Origin of the sequence: Sphingomonas gei, from assembly GCF_004792685.1 — a bacterium.
In the GTDB taxonomy this organism is placed as follows: Bacteria; Pseudomonadota; Alphaproteobacteria; order Sphingomonadales; family Sphingomonadaceae; genus Sphingomonas; species Sphingomonas gei.
Window position 1 is genome coordinate 293,316 of sequence record NZ_SRXT01000004.1, and the last position, 16,154, is coordinate 309,469.

At 65.5% G+C, this 16,154-nt stretch carries 15 protein-coding genes and 1 tRNA gene; 5 read left to right on the forward strand and 11 right to left on the reverse strand.

Annotated features, from left to right (window positions below):
* Positions 1 to 3 precede the first annotated feature (3 nt).
* The 3 genes from purU to E5A73_RS11295 are packed head-to-tail and all read right to left on the reverse strand — an operon-like array spanning position 4 to position 2,314.
* Positions 4 to 849, reverse strand: coding sequence for a formyltetrahydrofolate deformylase (gene purU, locus E5A73_RS11285; protein ID WP_135963927.1), 846 nt, complete (start codon positions 847 to 849; stop codon positions 4 to 6).
* Positions 849 to 1,202 carry a cupin domain-containing protein gene (locus E5A73_RS11290; RefSeq protein ID WP_206366465.1) on the reverse strand — a complete coding sequence of 118 codons (354 nt, stop codon included), beginning with the start codon at positions 1,200 to 1,202 and terminating at the stop codon, positions 849 to 851. The genes purU and E5A73_RS11290 overlap by 1 nt, the downstream gene beginning before the upstream one ends.
* Positions 1,202 to 2,314, reverse strand: a complete 1,113-nt coding sequence (locus tag E5A73_RS11295) for an S-(hydroxymethyl)glutathione dehydrogenase/class III alcohol dehydrogenase (RefSeq protein WP_135963929.1) — start codon at positions 2,312 to 2,314, stop codon at positions 1,202 to 1,204. The genes E5A73_RS11290 and E5A73_RS11295 overlap by 1 nt, the downstream gene beginning before the upstream one ends.
* A 111-nt stretch (positions 2,315 to 2,425) precedes the next feature.
* Here E5A73_RS11295 and E5A73_RS11300 point away from each other — a divergent pair, with 111 nt between their 5' ends.
* The 3 genes from E5A73_RS11300 to E5A73_RS11310 are packed head-to-tail and all read left to right on the forward strand — an operon-like array spanning position 2,426 to position 3,863.
* Positions 2,426 to 3,106, forward strand: a complete 681-nt coding sequence (locus tag E5A73_RS11300; RefSeq protein WP_206366466.1) for a TetR/AcrR family transcriptional regulator — start codon at positions 2,426 to 2,428, stop codon at positions 3,104 to 3,106.
* On the forward strand, positions 3,103 to 3,474 hold the full coding sequence (locus E5A73_RS11305) for a DUF3817 domain-containing protein (protein ID WP_135963930.1): 372 nt from the start codon (positions 3,103 to 3,105) through the stop codon (positions 3,472 to 3,474). Before E5A73_RS11300 ends, E5A73_RS11305 begins: the two co-directional genes overlap by 4 nt.
* Complete coding sequence (locus tag E5A73_RS11310) at positions 3,456 to 3,863, forward strand: CopD family protein (RefSeq protein WP_135963931.1); 408 nt, start codon at positions 3,456 to 3,458, stop codon at positions 3,861 to 3,863. Before E5A73_RS11305 ends, E5A73_RS11310 begins: the two co-directional genes overlap by 19 nt.
* Before the next feature lie 49 nt (positions 3,864 to 3,912).
* Here E5A73_RS11310 and E5A73_RS11315 read toward each other — a convergent pair whose 3' ends face one another.
* The 5 genes from E5A73_RS11315 to E5A73_RS11335 form a co-directional block, all read right to left on the reverse strand.
* On the reverse strand, positions 3,913 to 4,281 hold the full coding sequence (locus E5A73_RS11315) for a hypothetical protein (RefSeq protein ID WP_135963932.1): 369 nt from the start codon (positions 4,279 to 4,281) through the stop codon (positions 3,913 to 3,915).
* Between the two features lie 91 nt (positions 4,282 to 4,372).
* Positions 4,373 to 5,314 (reverse strand): 3-keto-disaccharide hydrolase, encoded by a 942-nt coding sequence (locus E5A73_RS11320; RefSeq protein WP_168355902.1) that lies wholly within the window; start codon positions 5,312 to 5,314, stop codon positions 4,373 to 4,375.
* Positions 5,315 to 5,577: 263 nt separating this feature from the next.
* Positions 5,578 to 7,725, reverse strand: coding sequence for a CehA/McbA family metallohydrolase domain-containing protein (locus E5A73_RS11325; protein WP_135963933.1), 2,148 nt, complete (start codon positions 7,723 to 7,725; stop codon positions 5,578 to 5,580).
* A 73-nt stretch (positions 7,726 to 7,798) separates the two neighbouring features.
* A complete protein-coding gene (locus E5A73_RS11330) occupies positions 7,799 to 10,585 on the reverse strand; it encodes a TonB-dependent receptor (protein ID WP_135963934.1) in 2,787 nt (928 codons plus the stop codon).
* A gap of 108 nt (positions 10,586 to 10,693) precedes the next feature.
* Positions 10,694 to 11,467 carry a FadR/GntR family transcriptional regulator gene (locus E5A73_RS11335; protein ID WP_240700138.1) on the reverse strand — a complete coding sequence of 258 codons (774 nt, stop codon included), beginning with the start codon at positions 11,465 to 11,467 and terminating at the stop codon, positions 10,694 to 10,696.
* Positions 11,468 to 11,643: 176 nt separating this feature from the next.
* On the opposite strand from E5A73_RS11335, the gene E5A73_RS11340 reads away from it, so the two are divergent.
* Entirely contained in the window at positions 11,644 to 12,603 is a 960-nt protein-coding gene (locus tag E5A73_RS11340; RefSeq protein WP_135963936.1) for a DUF4861 family protein, read from the forward strand.
* Positions 12,604 to 12,707: 104 nt separating this feature from the next.
* Here E5A73_RS11340 and E5A73_RS11345 read toward each other — a convergent pair.
* From E5A73_RS11345 to E5A73_RS11355, 3 genes are all read right to left on the reverse strand, one after another.
* Positions 12,708 to 12,782: transfer RNA gene (locus tag E5A73_RS11345), tRNA-Thr, on the reverse strand.
* Between the two features lie 183 nt (positions 12,783 to 12,965).
* Entirely contained in the window at positions 12,966 to 13,115 is a 150-nt protein-coding gene (locus tag E5A73_RS21375; RefSeq protein WP_168355903.1) for a hypothetical protein, read from the reverse strand.
* Positions 13,082 to 14,878: an aminopeptidase P family protein gene (locus E5A73_RS11355; RefSeq protein ID WP_135963938.1), complete on the reverse strand. Its 1,797-nt coding sequence runs from the start codon at positions 14,876 to 14,878 to the stop codon at positions 13,082 to 13,084. The genes E5A73_RS21375 and E5A73_RS11355 overlap by 34 nt, the downstream gene beginning before the upstream one ends.
* Positions 14,879 to 15,017: 139 nt before the next feature.
* On the opposite strand from E5A73_RS11355, the gene E5A73_RS11360 reads away from it, so the two are divergent.
* A complete protein-coding gene (locus E5A73_RS11360) occupies positions 15,018 to 16,091 on the forward strand; it encodes a DSD1 family PLP-dependent enzyme (protein ID WP_135963939.1) in 1,074 nt (357 codons plus the stop codon).
* Positions 16,092 to 16,154 lie beyond the last annotated feature (63 nt).

Genomic DNA, 16,154 nt, shown 5'->3' on the forward strand with positions numbered 1-16,154 from the left:
TCCTTACCGGAAGACGATCGTGCGAAGGCCGTTGAGGAACACCCGCCGGGCGCCCACCCATTGCACTGCGCGGGCAAGCACCTGCGCTTCGATGTCGCGGCCGATGCGGATCATGTCGTCGATCGAGGCGCGGTGATCGATCCGTTCGACGGCCTGTTCGATGATCGGCCCCTCGTCCAGCTCGCTGGTGACGAAATGCGCCGTGGCGCCGATCAGCTTTACGCCCCGCTCGTGCGCGCGATGATAGGGCCGCGCGCCCTTGAAGCTCGGCAGGAAGCTGTGATGGATGTTGATGCAGCGCCCCGCCAGCCGCTCGACCAACGCCGGCGACAGGATCTGCATATAGCGCGCGAGGACGAGATAGTCCGCGCCCAGCGCTTCGAAGCGCTCGCGCATCGCGGCTTCCTGCGCCGTCTTGTCCGCGGGAAGCAAAGTGAAGGGGAGGCCGTGCCATTCGGTGAGTGGGCGCAGCGTTTCGTGGTTCGAGACCACGCCGACGATTTCGACGCCCAGCGACCGGGTCTGCCGGCGATGCAGCAGGTCGTTGAGGCAATGCGACCCCTGCGACACGGCGATCACTACGCGCGGCTGGGCGGCCGCGTCCGAAAGTGCCCAGTTCAGCGCCAGGCTTTCGGCGACGGGGGCAAAGGCGGTGCGCAGTGAATCGGTGTCCAGCGGCGCGCCCGCCGCCTTGAACTCGACGCGCATGAAGAAGCGGCCGGCGTCGAGATCGGCATATTGCTGACTGTCGAGGATGAAGCCGTCGCGCCCGGCAAGAAAGCCGCTGACCGCCGCCACGATCCCCGGCCGGTCCGCGCAATCGAGGGTGAGCAGCCAGGACGGAGTCATCAGCCCTCGACCACGGGCCGTTGCGGCGATCCTTCGCCCAGATTGTGCGTGCCGCCGGGCTCGATATTGATCAGCCGCACTTCGCCGCGGCGCGCAACCGGGCGATGCTCTACCCCGCGGGGTACGACGAAGAGCTCGCCCGGGCCGAGCGTAACGGTTCGGTCGCGCAGTTCGATGTCGAGTTCGCCATCGACAACGAGGAAGAAGTCGTCGGTATCGTCATGCGTGTGCCAGACGAATTCGCCCTCGACCTTGACGATGCGGATATCGTTGCCGTTGTAGCCGGCCACGCGCCGCGGCGCCCAGTGATCGGAGAAAGCGGCGAACTTCTCGGCCAGATTGACCTTGTCCATCAATAGACCACGACGCTGCGGATGCTCTCGCCTGAGTGCATCAGGTCGAAGCCCTTGTTGATCTCGTCGAGGCTCAGAACATGGGTGATCATCGGATCGATCTGGATCTTGCCGTTCATGTACCAGTCGACGATTTTGGGTACGTCGGTCCGCCCCTTGGCGCCGCCGAATGCCGTGCCGCGCCAGTTGCGCCCGGTGACCAACTGGAACGGGCGCGTGGCGATCTCCTTGCCGGCTTCGGCCACGCCGATGATGATGCTGGTGCCCCAGCCGCGATGGCATGCCTCGAGTGCGGTGCGCATCACTTCGGTGTTGCCCGTGCAATCGAAGGTGAAGTCGGCGCCGCCGTCGGTGAGCGCGAGGATCTCGGCGATCGTCGCCTCGCGCGATTTGCCGCGCGCGTCGATGAAGTCGGTCATCCCGAATCGGCGGCCCCATTCCTCGCGATCGGGGTTGATGTCGACGCCGATGATCTTGCCGGCACTCGCCATCCGCGCGCCCTGAAGCACGTTGAGGCCGATGCCGCCGAGCCCGAACACGACCACATTGTCGCCGACCTGCACCTTGGCGGTGTTGACCACCGCGCCGACGCCGGTGGTGACGCCGCAGCCGATATAGCAGCTCGTCTGGAACGGCGCGTCCTCGCGGATCTTCGCCACTGCGATCTCGGGCAGCACGGTGAAGTTAGAGAAGGTCGAACAGCCCATATAATGGAAGATCGGCTGGCCCTTGTAGCTGAACCGGCTGGTCCCGTCGGGCATCAGCCCCTTGCCCTGGGTCGCGCGGATCGCCGTGCACAGGTTGGTCTTGCCCGACAGGCACGATTTACACTGGCGGCATTCGGGGGTGTAGAGCGGGATGACATGGTCGCCCGGCGCCACGCTGGTGACCCCGGCGCCTAGCTCGCGCACGATTCCCGCGCCTTCGTGGCCGAGGACCGAGGGAAAGATGCCCTCGGAATCAAAACCGTCGAGCGTGTAGGCGTCGGTATGGCAGATGCCGGTGGCCATGATCTCGACCAGCACTTCGCCGGGCCTCGGCCCTTCGAGATCGAGCTCGACGATCTCCAGCGGCTTCTTCGCCTCGAATGCGACTGCGGCTCTGGTCTTCATCCGGCATCTCCTTGCTCAGTCGCCTGATCGGGGAACCGAGGCCGGCTTGCAAGGAGGGAAACGGGGGCGCCAATGCCGCCAGTTCATCGATCGCCGCTCACCTTGGAAGCCATGCCGCATCTGACAAGCCAAGATACGACTTGCAGATTAGCACGACCGTTCGTACTAAAAGATATGAAATCAGCAGCAACACGCGACAAGGTCATCTCGGAAGGCCTTCAAAGGCTTAGCGAGGGGGGCTTCGCTTCCGTCACGATCGGTCGGCTAGCCGAGGCCACGAACCTGTCGAAAAGCGGGTTGTTCGCTCACTTCCAATCACGCGAGGCATTGGAGATCGCGCTTCTCGACGCCGCCAGAGACATGGCGCACAAGCATGTGGTGGAGCCGGCGCTGCGCAATCCGGAAGGGCTGCCCCGGCTGATGGCGCTGGTCGGCCTGTGGTTCGGCTGGTCCGCACGCGCAGGGCTTCGCGGCGGCTGTCCGATCGCGGCCGGGCTGTTCGAACTCGACGATGTGCCCGGCGTCGTGCGCGATTGCGTCTCCAGCGCGGATCAGGAGTGGCGCGCGTTGCTCCGGACCGCTGTTCAGGCGGCAATCGATCTCGGGCATTTGTATCCGGACGCCGACGGTGACCAGATCGTCTGGGAGCTTTGCGGGATATATCTCGCGCACCATGTCTCGATGCGATTCCACCGGGATCCTCACGCCGGCCGGCGCGCCCGACATGCGCTGGTGGCGGTGCTCCAGCGGAGCGGCGCCAATCCGGCAGACCTGCAGGCGGCGAGCGCATGAGCGCGGCCGGGGACGGGGTGGCGAACGCCGACGAGGCCCAGATCCGCCGGCTGCGCCTTGCCTCCTTCGCGGAGGCGACGACGCTGCTGATCCTGCTCGGCATCGCGGTGCCGCTCAAGCATGCTTTGGGATATCCGGCGGCTACCCGGATCATGGGCCCCGTCCACGGGGTTGCGTTCGTCGCTTATGCGTGGAGCGTCATCGCGACGGTATCGGGCGGCGGCTGGTCTCGGCATGAGGTGACGCGGTTGATCGTTGCGGCATTCATACCGTTCGGAGGTTTCGCCAACGCCGGCCTCCTGCGCCGGAAGCAGGTCGATGCCGCCGCGAACCGAGTCGGGGAGCAGAAATGGTCTACCTCTGGCTGAAGGGCGTGCACGTCGCTGCGGTTCTGATCTTCGTCGGGGGCCTTTTCGCGCAGTCGCTGGGAATCGCGGCGCAGGCGCGAGGCGGCGCCGAGACGCTGCGCATCATCGCGCGGTGGGATCGTCTCGTCACGGTTCCGGCGATGCTGATGGTCTGGCTGTCGGGCACATTGGTGGCCGCCACCGGAGCATGGTTCTCGAGTCATTGGCTGTGGACGAAGCTGATCTTCGTGGTGGCGCTCACCGGGCTCCACGGCATCCAGTCGGGTAGGCTCCGACGTTTATGGCCGGGCGAGCGACAGGGTCCGGCCGCTCGTCCGCCGCGCGTCCCGGCTGCTGTGGCTCTCGCAGTCGCGATCATCGCGGTGCTGGCAGTGGCCAAGCCATTTTAGATTGATCCGTCGTGCGACGCGCCGCTTTCCGGATATGCCGCACAGAGCGTCAAGCAGTCGGCTCGGTTCCAGATATGACCCAAGCACGACCCTGGTCGAGGGTGGCAACGATCCGGGCATAGGGCTGGGTGAACAGCCGCCGGATCTGCATCCGGGCGAGCGAGCTGCCCGTGACGATCGCAAGCGAACGCGCCTTCGGCATCGTCGCCATGTGTGCGCCCATCGCCTTGATCATGTCCTGCGACTGGATCGGACAGGCGGACACGTCGATGACCATCGCGTAGTTGCCATCGAGTTTGTGCGTGGCGATCGTGTGCTTGAGATCGGCGATATAGGCCGCCACTTCGTCCAGCGGCATCAGGCCGCCAAGCGTCACCTCGACGACATCATGCGCCGTATCGACCTGAATGCTGTACATATCCTGCTCCTAGACACCCCCTAAGCGCCTTTGGTTTCGAATAGGTTGCCCCCGCCCATGGCCCGGGGTGAGTCGCATCCAGCGCGATAGGCTAACCGTTCGTGCCGACGATCTTCGGCAAGGCGCGGATCGGCTCGATGGTGATCGCCCGGAACCAGGTTTCCGCTCCTTCGGACTGGAGCTGGATATGGCCGTGGGTGAGCGGCGATCGCGTGCCGTCCGGCGAAATCGTCGCCAGGCCTGTTACCTCGGCGGTAGGCACCCCGTTGACGACGTGGATCGCGCGGTCGCCGAGGACATAGAGATCGAGCGTGTTCCACGCGCCGATTGGGCGCTCCGCGTCGCTTGCCGCCTCGACGTTCCAGGTCGGGGTACCGTTGATCATATCGACCGGGCGTCCCCCGAGGCGAAAGCGCAAATGCGGGGCGATCAGCGACGGATCGAACGCCACCTTGGTCTGCGCGCGCACCTTGGTGCCGACGGTGACGACCATCCCGGTCGATCCCTTCATGATCTCGAATTCGACCGATGGCCGCCAGGTCCCGAACACCTCCCCCGGCGCGCCATGGCTATGATAGAGCAGGCCGTTGTTCCGCGGCGCCTCCACGCGCGGCGCCCAGGTCTTCGCCCCCCATTTATACTGCAGCCGAAGGTGGTAGTCGCGAAGGTCCGCGCGATGCACCAGGCTCCCCCAGGTTTCGCCCTTGACCCAGATCGCCGGCGCACCGTCGACTTGCCGGACCGCGAAGTCGCCGCGGGTATCGCGCCCGACTCCGATCGGCACGGCGCCGGGATTTGCCTTGTAGGTTACGCTCGGATCGGGATAGCCGAGCCATGCCGTCCAGCCGCGAAGGCTGCGACCGTCGAACAGCGCGATCGCCTTGCCCGCTGGAAGGGGTAGTTCGACGAGCGACAAATGCTGCGGCGCGGAGGGTGTGGCGTCGGCGATCGCGCGCGCTTGTTCCATCGAATCCTGCGCCAGCGCGGCTGCGGGCATCATGAGCGCGACCAGTATCGCCCGAATCGAAATCATGATCTCTCCCTCTCGGATCATCCCCTGAGCGCCGGTCAGCCGCCGACGTTTGCCCACGGATGGCACATCGGCTTCGCCCGCGTCCATCTTGTTCGCCGCAGTCGGACTTTAGCCGGACAGTAGTCACGAGATGCAGGCGCCAACACGGCCGCCGCAATCTGCTCCGGGACGCAGGTTGGCCAGGCTCCAGACCATGGCCATCAAGCGGCATCCCGGCCGCGAGCACCCGGAGATGCCCGCGGCTGGCCGGCGCCCTCAGGGGTTCACTTGGATTTCAGGAAGACCGGCGGCGTGTAGGCGCCGTTGGTCGCGACGTCCCACACTTCGACTCGCGCCCATTTGCGGCCGCGCAGGTCGATCCGCTTCTCGATCGTGCGGCTGCCGAACGGCGCGCTGCCGGCCAGGTCGATGCGATCGCGATAGACCTTGGTGCCGTCGCCGCTGACGATTTCGGCGAAGGCGAGCGGAAAGGTCCATTCGACGTTGGCGCGCACCAGGGTGTTGCGCCCGAACGCGGCTTCTTCGCCGCTCTTCGCGCCGTCGATGGTGAATTCGGGGATCAGCACTTCGCCGGTGGTGGTGAAGAAGCGCCCGCCGCGCAGTGCGTCGAGCACTGTGGGCCACCCGTCGGCGTAGCGGGGAAGCGGACCGTCGAGCCGCAGATAGTTGATGTTCATATGCGCGTAGAGCTCGCTCTCGGCCGAGATCTGGAACACGTCGACTTCGCCCGGCGCGAACTTGCGCTCGGAAGGCTTGGCCGCCCAATTGTTCATGTCGTCGAGCGTGTCGAGCACGCGCCAGCCGAGGCGCGGCTGCGAATAATCCACCGGCATGTTCTTCCACGCGCCGCCGAGGAAACGGTCGCTCTTGAAGAACGCAGTGTCCTTGTGCGAGTCGGGGAAGCCATAGGAGCCCTTGATCCGCGGGTGCGCGGTCCACATCAAGCCGTGCTCGGCCTCCATCAGCTTGAGCACGTCGTCCTGCGAGCCGACATGATAGACCTTGCCGAGCACCGGATCGTCCTCGACGAAAGGTTGCCCTTCCTTGCGGTCCAGCGTCCAATAAACGGGTTTGGGGAAGAAGCTGAGCCAATGCCCGCCGAGATGGACGTTGGGCTCCTCGCCCGGGAGCAGCAGCAACTTGTCGTCCGACAGCCGGGCGGTCTCGGTGTGCATCGTCTTGAGCAGCGTCAGCCGGTCGCCGGCACGATCGAGCGCCTCGCGCCCCAGATGAAGCTCGGCCAGATGGACGATCTCGACGTTCATCGCCTTGAAGCGCTTGACGAAGTCGGGTGCCTCGAGCCCGTCGGGAATGCCGGTCGATTGCTGGAACCGCGCGGTGTTGAGATAGGCCTCGGTGTGCTCGACATGGTAATGGCTGCTGAAGGTGTGATGCCCTTCGAGTGCCTTGAAGCGATCGTCCCGGGTATAGGCCAATGCGGCCTTGGTGACGCTCGCGGCATCGCCGCCGTCGGGCAGCAGGAACACGCCCATGTCCTGTTGCGATCCGGGCGGGGCGTTGACCCAGGGCACCCAGCGGCGATCGCCCTCCAGCGTCTGCCGCACGCCGAAGCCGGTGCGCCCGCTGAGATTGCGATAGTCGCTGCCATACCAGGTCGAATTGTCGTTATTGGCGTAATCGAGCGGGTAATAATATTGGTGCGGCGGCGGCACGATGCCTAGCGAACCGCCGCCGGTTCCTTCCGCCACGATCATGCGCGCGCGGACCTTGGGCGAGACCGCCGGCTTGCGCGACGCATCGCCTTCCTGGCGGACCAGCGCATCGGCCATGTCGGTGAAGGCGATCGAGCGCCATGGCAGCGCCGCCGAGGATGCGACGCTGAGGCCGGTATCGAAGGTATAGGCAGTCGCCGGGCGCTGCGTCGCCATTACCATCGCCGCACGAACCAGTCGCGAGCCGGGGTAGATCGTGAACTGATAACTGCCCGAGAACGGTCCCGCCGTCGCGCCGCCGACGATCACCCGGGTATAGCCGCCCTCGGCGCGGACGCTGATGTCGCTACGCGTCAGGGTCAGCGGGAAGCTCTCGAACGGGCGCGTGCGGGGATTGTCGAAGAAGATCGTCCAGCCCTGCTTGAGGTCGCGCGTGCCGACCGTGACCACGCCGGCGGGATCGACCCCGCCGATAACCGTCTTGCCTGCAACGGAGAGCGCGCTGATCAGCGGCTTGCTCCGATCGAGCGAAAGGACAAGCTGCGCCCGCTCGCCTTGCGCCGAAGGCCAGTCGATCGTCACTGCGTCCTGTGTCCGCGCGACCCGCACATCCCCGGGTAGCGCCTGCGGCTGACTGAACGCGGCCACCTGCGCATTCGCCGTATCGATCGCGATGAAGCTAGTTGTCGCCAGAGCGGCAGCGAGCTGAAGCGCCACGAACATTCGATTCTTGCTCAAAACTATCTCTCCTGTCCGGCCGACCGGGCGGCCGCGTCTGTCTTGCCTGTGAGCCGAGGCGAACGAAGTGCACTTAAAAGTTGAAGCGAACCCCGAGCGAATAGGTCGTGTCGTCGTTACGGACCTCGCGGACGAAATCCTCGCGCGATTCGAAGTTGCGGGTCCGCTGTCCGGTAACGTTGGTCCCTGCCAGGCTCACGGTGATGTTCGACGTCAGGTCGTAATTCAAGCCGAAGTCGAGGCGTCCCGCCGCACGGATACCGTTGAGCCCGACCGGGATCGAGACCGGCCGGAGCGACAGGCCGTTGGTGATGTCGGCGTCGAAATATTGCGAGCGATAGGTGTAGATCGCTCGCGCCGAGACACCGTATTTCTCGTAGATCAGCCCGGCGTTGAAATTATATTTGGAGACGCCGAGCAGCGGCAGGCCCTGGAGCCGGTCGCCGGGCGTCGTCACTTCGCTGTCGATGATCGTGAAGTTGCCGATCAGGCCGGCCCCGTCCAGCCCCTCCGGAAGGAAATCGAGGAACAGCTGCCCGCCGACTTCGATGCCCTTGATCTTGGCCGAGCCAAGGTTGCGCGGCGTCGAGATCACATATTGCAGGCTGTCGATCGTCCGCACCTCGGTACCGGTAATCACCCGGTCCTTGATGTCGCGATAGAAGGCCACCGCGGAGACGTAGTTGCTGCGCCCGAAATAATATTCGAGCGACGCATCGTAGCTGTCGGCCTTTTGCGGCTTGAGGTCGGGATTGCCGCCCGACCCGGAGTTCTGGATCGTGTTGACGTAGGATACGACATAGCTGAGGCCGGGATTGAGCTGGCCGAAGCTGGGCCGCGACAGCGTCTTCGAATAATTGAAGCGCGCCTGCAGACCGCCGCCGAACTTGATTCGCGCGCTGGCATTGGGGAGCAGGTCGGTGTCGCTGGTCGAGCGATTGACCAATACCACTCGTGACGTGCTGGTTACCGGATCGGTCACGCGTCCTGCTCCGGCGATGGTGCGGTCGGTCCGCGTGAGGCGGGCGCCGACCATGCCGTCGACCGAGATCGTGTCGGACAGCCCGAACGCGTACCCTGCCTGCAGGAAGCCGGCATAGGCTTTCTCCTGCGCGTCATAGTCGCGAGTCGGGTCGAACGCCGGGGTGTCCGGGGAGATGCGGTACAGCGTCCGGAACTGCCGCTTGATCGACTCCTTCAACAGATATTCGGGGTCGATCTGCAGGAAGGACGCGCCCTCGTTCATCTGCGGAACGCCGGGCGCCTGCGCCAGAATATCGGCAGGAAGGCCCGCGGTGGCCAGCGGCGTGACGAACGAGCCGCCCGGTGCCGGCGGGCCGCCGAGATATTGCTCGAAATCCGCCTTGCGTCTGGCGACGCGCACACCGCCCTGGATATAGTCGAGGACGCCGTCGAAGTCGTACTTCATGTCGCTCATGACCGACCACAAGGTGCCGCGGCTGCGGTTGATGTCTTCGGTCATGCCGTTGACGAAGGTCAGGCCGGCCGGATCGTTCATCGGATTGCCGGGCATCGTCGCCTGAACTTCGTGATCCACGTCGCGAACCTGGATGAGTTCGGGGATGCGCTTGCCGATATCGACACGGAAGCTGTTGTTCCGGCTCGTCGACGATTCATAGGAGAAGTCGGTGTTCCAGGTGAGTGCGCCGAATTCCTTGTTGAAGCCGGTAGCCATCACATAGATGTCGGTGCTGGCCTTGTTGGCCACCGTCGCAGTGTAATATTCGAGATTGCGCGCGGTGTAGCCGGTCGCGTTGCACAGCCGCTGGATCGTGCCGGTTCCGGTCGGGTTGGCGGGGCCGCGGAGGTTCGAGGTGTAATAGCCGTCGGGGCCGACCGCGAAGTCTTCGCAAGTGTCGCCGGCTTGCGCCTGGAAAGACGTGGCTGTGAAGCCGCGGAAGGTCGGACGCGCCTGGAAGACGTTGCCGCGATATCCGGCGTATAATCCTTCGACATAGATCTTCGTGCTCGTATCGGGCGCCCATTCGACCGAGAAATTGGCTTGCGGGCGTTCGTAATGGCCGAACTCGGTGGCGGCCGCGAAGCCCGTGGGCGATTGTAGATTGGGCGTGGTGCTCCCCGGAGCGGCGTTGGTGCTCCGGGTCCAGTCGTTCCAGGCGATCGGCCGGGCATATTCGTTGCGCTGGTAGGACAGGCTGGCCATCGCCGCGATATCGCCGATGCCGGTCGACCACCGGTTTGCCGCGAGCAGGCTCACCGCCGGGTTGATCGTGTTCTTGGAGCCGGCTTCCTGCAGATAGGTCGCGCGCGCGCTGCCCGATAGGGTCAGCTCCTTGAAGTCGAGCGCCCGGCGCAGGCGCAGATTGACGCCGCCCGCGACGCCGCCTTCGATTCGCTCCGCCGAATTGGACTTGTAGACGTCGACTCCAGCGAGCGCTTCCGCCGGCAGGTCCTGGAAGGCGAAGCCGCGCCCGACCCCGGTGAAGATCTCGCGGCCGTTCAGCGTGGTGACGATGTCGTCGAGGCCGCGGATACGCGCGCCGACGATCTCGTTGTTGCCGCCGACCACCACCTGCACGCCGGGAACACGCTGGAGCGCCGACGCAGTGGTCAGATCGGGAAGCTTGCCGATATCCTCGGCGACGATCGAATCGACCACGGCGGTCGACTCGCGCTTGATCTCGGCGGCGCGGGCAAGGCTCTGCCGGATGCCGGTAACGACGATTTCACTCGCACCGTCCTGCGGATCCGCTGCCGTCGGGGAATCGGCTTGCTGGTTAGCCACCGGATCCGGCGCCGCCGCCGTCTGCGCGATTGCCGCATGTGCGCCGCCTGCCAGCGCGATCATCGCCACTGAGGCGCGAAGCCAAACCTTCAAAGAACCTCTCCCTATAAGATGTCATACAACTCGGCCGTGATCTGTTGATCTTTCGGCAATGTCGGTGCCCGAACTGTCTTCAGGTCTGATATTTGCGGTGTGTTCGGCTCAGCCGGTCGAAGCGCCGGCCGCGATAAAGTCGTGAAGCCCGCGGTGCCGCTTGAGGCTTCCGCTCATATGGGTGTGTGCGGCAATCCGGGCGCGCTCGGGGTCGCGACAGATGATCGCGTCGAGGATGGCTTCATGTTCCGCACTGATCACTGCCTTGTAGCTGTCGCCGGCATAGGCCTGGCCCTGGCGCAGATACAGCGATCGCGGCGGAACCAGCCGCACCCCCAGAAAGTCGATCAGCTTGACGTAATAGGCGTTCTTGCTCGCCCGCGCGATGACGCTGTGGAATTCGACATCGGCTTTCACCGAATCCTCCATGCCGACCGCAGCCTCCGCCAAAATCTTGAGCTGCTGCCGCATGTTCATCACGTCGACTTCGGTCCGCCGCTCGGCGGCCAGCGCCGCCATCTCGGTCTCGACGCACAGCCGAAGCTCGAGCAACTGGATCACGTCGCCGAGATTGTCGACCTCGTCGCGGGTGATCTGAAACGCCTGGTATCGCGCAGTGTCACTGACGAAGAGGCCTTTGCCCTGGCGGGCTTCGACCAGGCCTTCCGCCGCCAACCGCGCCGCCGCTTCGCGGATCACGGTGCGGCTCACCCCCAGCACGTCGACGAACTCGGCTTCGGTCGGAAGCTGCGCGCCGGGCCAATAGGTGCCCGATACGATGCTGGCGCGGATATGTTCGCACGCCGCCTCGACCAGCGATGGCCGCCGCTTGCGAAGCGATGGGCGATCGTCATGCGCAGCGTCGTTACCGGCTTGCCCCAAAAGCCCTCTCCTCTGTGCCGGTGCGAGTCTGCTCCGTGCCCCCCGACTGTAGCTGTTATCAGTCATATGACAACTTAAATAAATTCGGTTTATAATGGGAGCGCGCAAGCCGATTCGAAGCGGCAATGCCCACCGTGCCTCTGGCGGCGACCGGAAGCAGCAAAAGGAGAGGCTCGATGCGAAATTTGATCGTTCGGAGCGCATTCGCGGCGCTGGCGATACCGGTGGCCATGGCGCTGCCGCTGCCTGGTTCGGCGCAGCGCGCAGACGCGCCCTCAATGCCTGCCGCCACGGGCAGCTTGCCACCGCCGCCCAGCCGGGAAGCCCAGGCTGCGGTGGTGCTTGCCGACTATCGCTATGACGATCTGCTGTGGGAGAATGATCGCACTGCGCATCGGATCTATGGGCACGCGCTCGAGGCAGCGGAGCCGCCTTCCGGCTCGGGGATCGATTCCTGGGGCAAGAATGTCGGCTGGCCCTTCGCCGATCGCCAGCTGCGCAGCGGCGATCAGCACGGCTATCGCGGGGAAGGTCTGGATTTCTACAATGTCGGCTCGACTCGCGGCGCCGGCGGGCTCGGCATCTGGCACGACAACAAGCTGTGGACTTCGCGCAACTATGTCCGGCATCGCATCCTGTCGCCGGGCGGAAAGTCCGCCGATTTCACGGTCGATTATGCGCCGTGGCCGGTCGGCGTGAGCCGCAGGGTCTGGGAAACGCGGCGTTTCACCCTCCCGCTCGGCACGCATTTCACGCGCATGGTCTCGACGATCGCGTCCGACGATTCGAAGCCGATGCTGGTCGGCATCGGCATCGGCAAAAGGACCACCGGCCAGGGGGCCGGCGACCTTACCGTCGACCGGGCGAGAGGCCTGCTATCCTGGTGGGGCCCGGCGGAGGGCGATCATGGCCGCATGGCGATTGCGCTTCGCGTCGATCCCGCGATGATCGCCGAGATACGGGCCGACGCGGACAATCACCTGGTCCTGTTGCGGGTCACGCCCGGAAAGCCGTTCGTCTATTATTCGGGCTCGGCGTGGGACAAGGGGCAGGGCGCCTTCCGCACCCGCCGGCAATGGGATGCCTATGCCGCGGGCGAGAATCTGGACTTCGGGATCTCGAGGGACACACCTTAGCGAGGTTGCTGTCGGTTCCCGAACCGACCCTCCCGTCGTCGCAGGCGCGGCGTCCTTCGTGGACCGGGTGCCCGAAGGCAAGTCTCGCTAAGCCTTTGAAAAAATGGTGCTGCCGGTGAGGATTGAACTCACGACCTCAGCCTTACCAAGGATGCGCTCTACCACTGAGCTACGGCAGCACTCGCCGGTCGGGGACCGGGCGGGAGGGGCCTATGTGCTTGGGGGCGAGTGATTGTCAACCCGAAGCCGGCCGGTTTATCGGTGCTCCGCATGAACGATGCGGAAAAACAGGCCCGGCGCGCCGAGGCGCTGCGAGCCAATCTCAGGAAACGCAAGCAGCAGGCGCGTGCGCAGGCCGAGCCTCAGCGCGACTTCACCCAGCCTGCGGCGGACGATCCCAAGGCATAGCCCTTGTCGATCAGGACGTGCGGGCCCATCAGGTACATCGCCATGGTGACGGCACCCGCCAGGAACCACATCATCCGATTGGCGCGACCTTCGCTTCCAACCATTGCCGTTCTTCCCCACCCAGTTGCGGGCCGATCACTTCGAGCACCCGCGCGTGGTACATATTAACCCACTGAAGTTCCTTTGGGGTTAACAGCGCCGGTTCGATCAGCCGCCGCTCGATCGGCGCGAAGGTGAGCGTTTCGAAGCCGAGCATCGGCTGCTCGGCGCCGGGAATCGCGGCGTCGACGATCAGCACCAGATTCTCGATGCGGATGCCGTATTCGCCCGCTTTGTAATAACCGGGCTCGTTCGACAGGAACATGCCGGCGCGCAGCGGCTCGAGGCTCTGGCCGCCGGGATAGAAAGGCTGGGCGATCCGCTGCGGCCCTTCATGGACCGAGAGATAGGCGCCGACGCCGTGGCCGGTGCCGTGGCCAAAATCGAGCCCGATCTGCCAGAGCGGCGCGCGCGCGAAGCTGTCGAGCTGGGCGCCGGTGGTACCGTCGGGGAACAGCGCAGTGGCGATGCCGATATGGCCCTTGAGCACGCGGGTGAAGCGGTCCTTCATTTCCGCGGTCGGCTCGCCCACCGGTACGACGCGCGTCACATCGGTGGTGCCGTCGGCATATTGGCCGCCCGAATCGACCAGATAGAGCTGGCCGGTCTCGATCGGCAGGCTCGATTCCGCAGTCACCTTGTAATGCGGGATTGCGCCGTTCGGGCCGGTGGCGGAGATCGTGTCGAAGCTCAGATCCTTGAGCAGGCCGGTCGCATCGCGGAATTGCTTCAGCTTGTCCGCCGCCGACATTTCGGTGAGCCCCCCGGCGGGCGCGGTTTCCTCGAACCATTTGAGGAAGCGCACCAGCGCCGCGCCGTCGCGTGCCTGCGCCGCTTTGTGCCCGGCGATCTCGGCCGGGTTCTTGAGCGCTTTGGCCAGCACCACGGGATCGCGCAGGCTCAGCACCTTCGCCCCGCCCGCATCGAGCGAATCGAAGATCGCGGCAACGGCGCGCTCGGGATCGGCGGCGACGCGCTTGCCGGCAAAGCCCTTAAGCGCGGGCGCGAAGGCGGCGCGATCGTGGAGCCGACAAGCATTGCCGAGATGCTGGCGTACCGCATCGGTGATCTTTTCGGGCGCGACGAACAGGTCCGCAGTGCCGTCGGCATTCACGATCGCATAGGCCAGCGCGACCGGGGTGTGGCTGACATCGTTGCCGCGGATGTTGAATGCCCAGGCGATCGAATCGAGCGCCGACAGCACGACCGCGTCGGCCTTTCGCGCTGACAGCCATTCGGCGATCTCGGCGCGCTTGGCGGCGGAGGTACGGCCGGCGGCCGCATCGTCCTGGACGCTCAGCGTCGCGTCGGAGGGGGCAGGGCGATCGGGCCACACCGCGTCGATCGGATTGGTGTCGACGGCGACCAGCTCGGCGCCGCGTTCGGCCAGCGCTTTGCGTGCTTCGTCGACCCAGGCGCGAGTGTGCAGCCACGGGTCATAGCCGATCCGCCCGCCATCGGGGGCGTGTTCGCCGAGCCAGCTTGCGATGCTGACCTGCGGCACCGGGACATATTCCCAGTCGTCGGCCGAGACCTGCTGGCGGACCTGGAGCGTGTAGCGCCCGTCGGTGAAGATCGCGGCCTCGCTGGACAGCACCACCGCGCCGCCGGCGCTGCCCTGGAAGCCGGTCAGCCAGGCGAGCCGCTGGGCATAAGCGCCGACATATTCGGACATATGCTCGTCGGTAAGCGGCACGACGAAGCCGTCGAGCCGGTCACGCTTCAATTGCTCGCGGAGAGCGTGGAGACGGTCGGCATAGCTGGACATGGCACCAATCCTCGAACTTCTCAGGGGGGAGCCGAACTTCACGGTCCAGGCGCGTGTCGCATCGCGCGCGGGAAGCTGGCCTCCGCAATCGGACGGTGTTGGCCGATGGAATCCTATTTTGGAAGCGCTAAGAGGGGCAATGGCCTTTCCCCGCAGCGCGCTGCCCACCCCCGCCTTGATCGTCGACCGCGCCGCGCTGGAGCGCAATATCGCGGCGATGGCCGCGTTCGCCGAGGCGCAGGGCATCGCGCTGCGGCCGCATGCCAAGACGCACAAGAGCGCGGACATTGCGCTGCGCCAGATCGCCGCGGGGGCCGTCGGCATCTGCTGCGCCAAGCTGGCCGAGGCCGAGGCACAGGCGGACGCCGGCGTCGCCAACATCCACCTGACTTCGCCCGTGGTGGCGCCACCGGCGATCGATAGGCTGGCGGCGCTCAACCGGCGCATCACGCTGTCGGTAGTGGTCGATCACCCCGAGAATGTGCGGGCGCTGGGTTCAGGCGCCGGGGGCCTCACCGTATTCGTCGACGTCGATCCGGGAAGCCACCGCACCGGCGTGACTTCCGCCGCGGCGGCGGTCGCGCTGGCGCAGGCGATCGCTGCCACCGGAACGCTGCGGCTGGGCGGCGTCCAATATTATTGCGGCTCGCATCAACATATCCACAGCCTCGCCGAACGGCGCGCCGCGATCGTCGAGCGGACCGAATATCTCGATACGGTGCTGGCGGAATTGCGCGGGGCGGGGTTCGACGTGCCGATCGTGACGGGGGGCGGCACCGGTACGTTCGCGATCGATGCGTCGCTGGGCGTGTTCACCGAGCTGCAGGTCGGATCGTACGTATTTCTCGATCGCGAATATACGGATTGCGAGCTCGCCGGCCCGCGCTTCGAGCCGGCTTTGTTCGTCGACGCCACCGTAGTGAGCGCGAACACCCCGGGAATGGTGACGATCGATTCGGGACTCAAGGCCTTCGCCACCGATGCGGGGGTGCCGGTGGTGCTCGCCGGCGCGCCGCGCGCGAGCCGCTACGCCTTTACCGGCGACGAGCATGGCGCATTGTTTGGCGACAATCTGCCGCAACTCGGCGGACGGGTGACGCTGATGCCGCCGCACTGCGATCCGACGGTCAATCTCTATGACCGGTTCTGGGTGCTCGAAGGCGACACGATCGTCGGTGACTGGCCGGTGACTGCGCGCGGCTGCTCGAGCTAAGGAACCCGTTCGCCCGCCGCGCGCTTGACGGCGGCTTTACGGTTTTTTGAGACGATTGGCCGG

Coding starts and splice junctions, on each gene's coding strand:
- E5A73_RS11295 (WP_135963929.1), bottom strand. CDS start 2,314: ATGAAGACCAGAGCCGCAGTCGCATTCGAGGCGAAGAAGCCGCTGGAG.
- E5A73_RS11340 (WP_135963936.1), top strand. CDS start 11,644: ATGCGAAATTTGATCGTTCGGAGCGCATTCGCGGCGCTGGCGATACCG.
- E5A73_RS11305 (WP_135963930.1), top strand. CDS start 3,103: ATGAGCGCGGCCGGGGACGGGGTGGCGAACGCCGACGAGGCCCAGATC.
- E5A73_RS11290 (WP_206366465.1), bottom strand. CDS start 1,202: ATGGACAAGGTCAATCTGGCCGAGAAGTTCGCCGCTTTCTCCGATCAC.
- E5A73_RS11355 (WP_135963938.1), bottom strand. CDS start 14,878: ATGTCCAGCTATGCCGACCGTCTCCACGCTCTCCGCGAGCAATTGAAG.
- purU (WP_135963927.1), bottom strand. CDS start 849: ATGACTCCGTCCTGGCTGCTCACCCTCGATTGCGCGGACCGGCCGGGG.
- E5A73_RS11310 (WP_135963931.1), top strand. CDS start 3,456: ATGGTCTACCTCTGGCTGAAGGGCGTGCACGTCGCTGCGGTTCTGATC.
- E5A73_RS11360 (WP_135963939.1), top strand. CDS start 15,018: ATGGCCTTTCCCCGCAGCGCGCTGCCCACCCCCGCCTTGATCGTCGAC.
- E5A73_RS11300 (WP_206366466.1), top strand. CDS start 2,426: ATGCCGCATCTGACAAGCCAAGATACGACTTGCAGATTAGCACGACCG.
- E5A73_RS11320 (WP_168355902.1), bottom strand. CDS start 5,314: ATGATTTCGATTCGGGCGATACTGGTCGCGCTCATGATGCCCGCAGCC.
- E5A73_RS21375 (WP_168355903.1), bottom strand. CDS start 13,115: ATGGTTGGAAGCGAAGGTCGCGCCAATCGGATGATGTGGTTCCTGGCG.
- E5A73_RS11315 (WP_135963932.1), bottom strand. CDS start 4,281: ATGTACAGCATTCAGGTCGATACGGCGCATGATGTCGTCGAGGTGACG.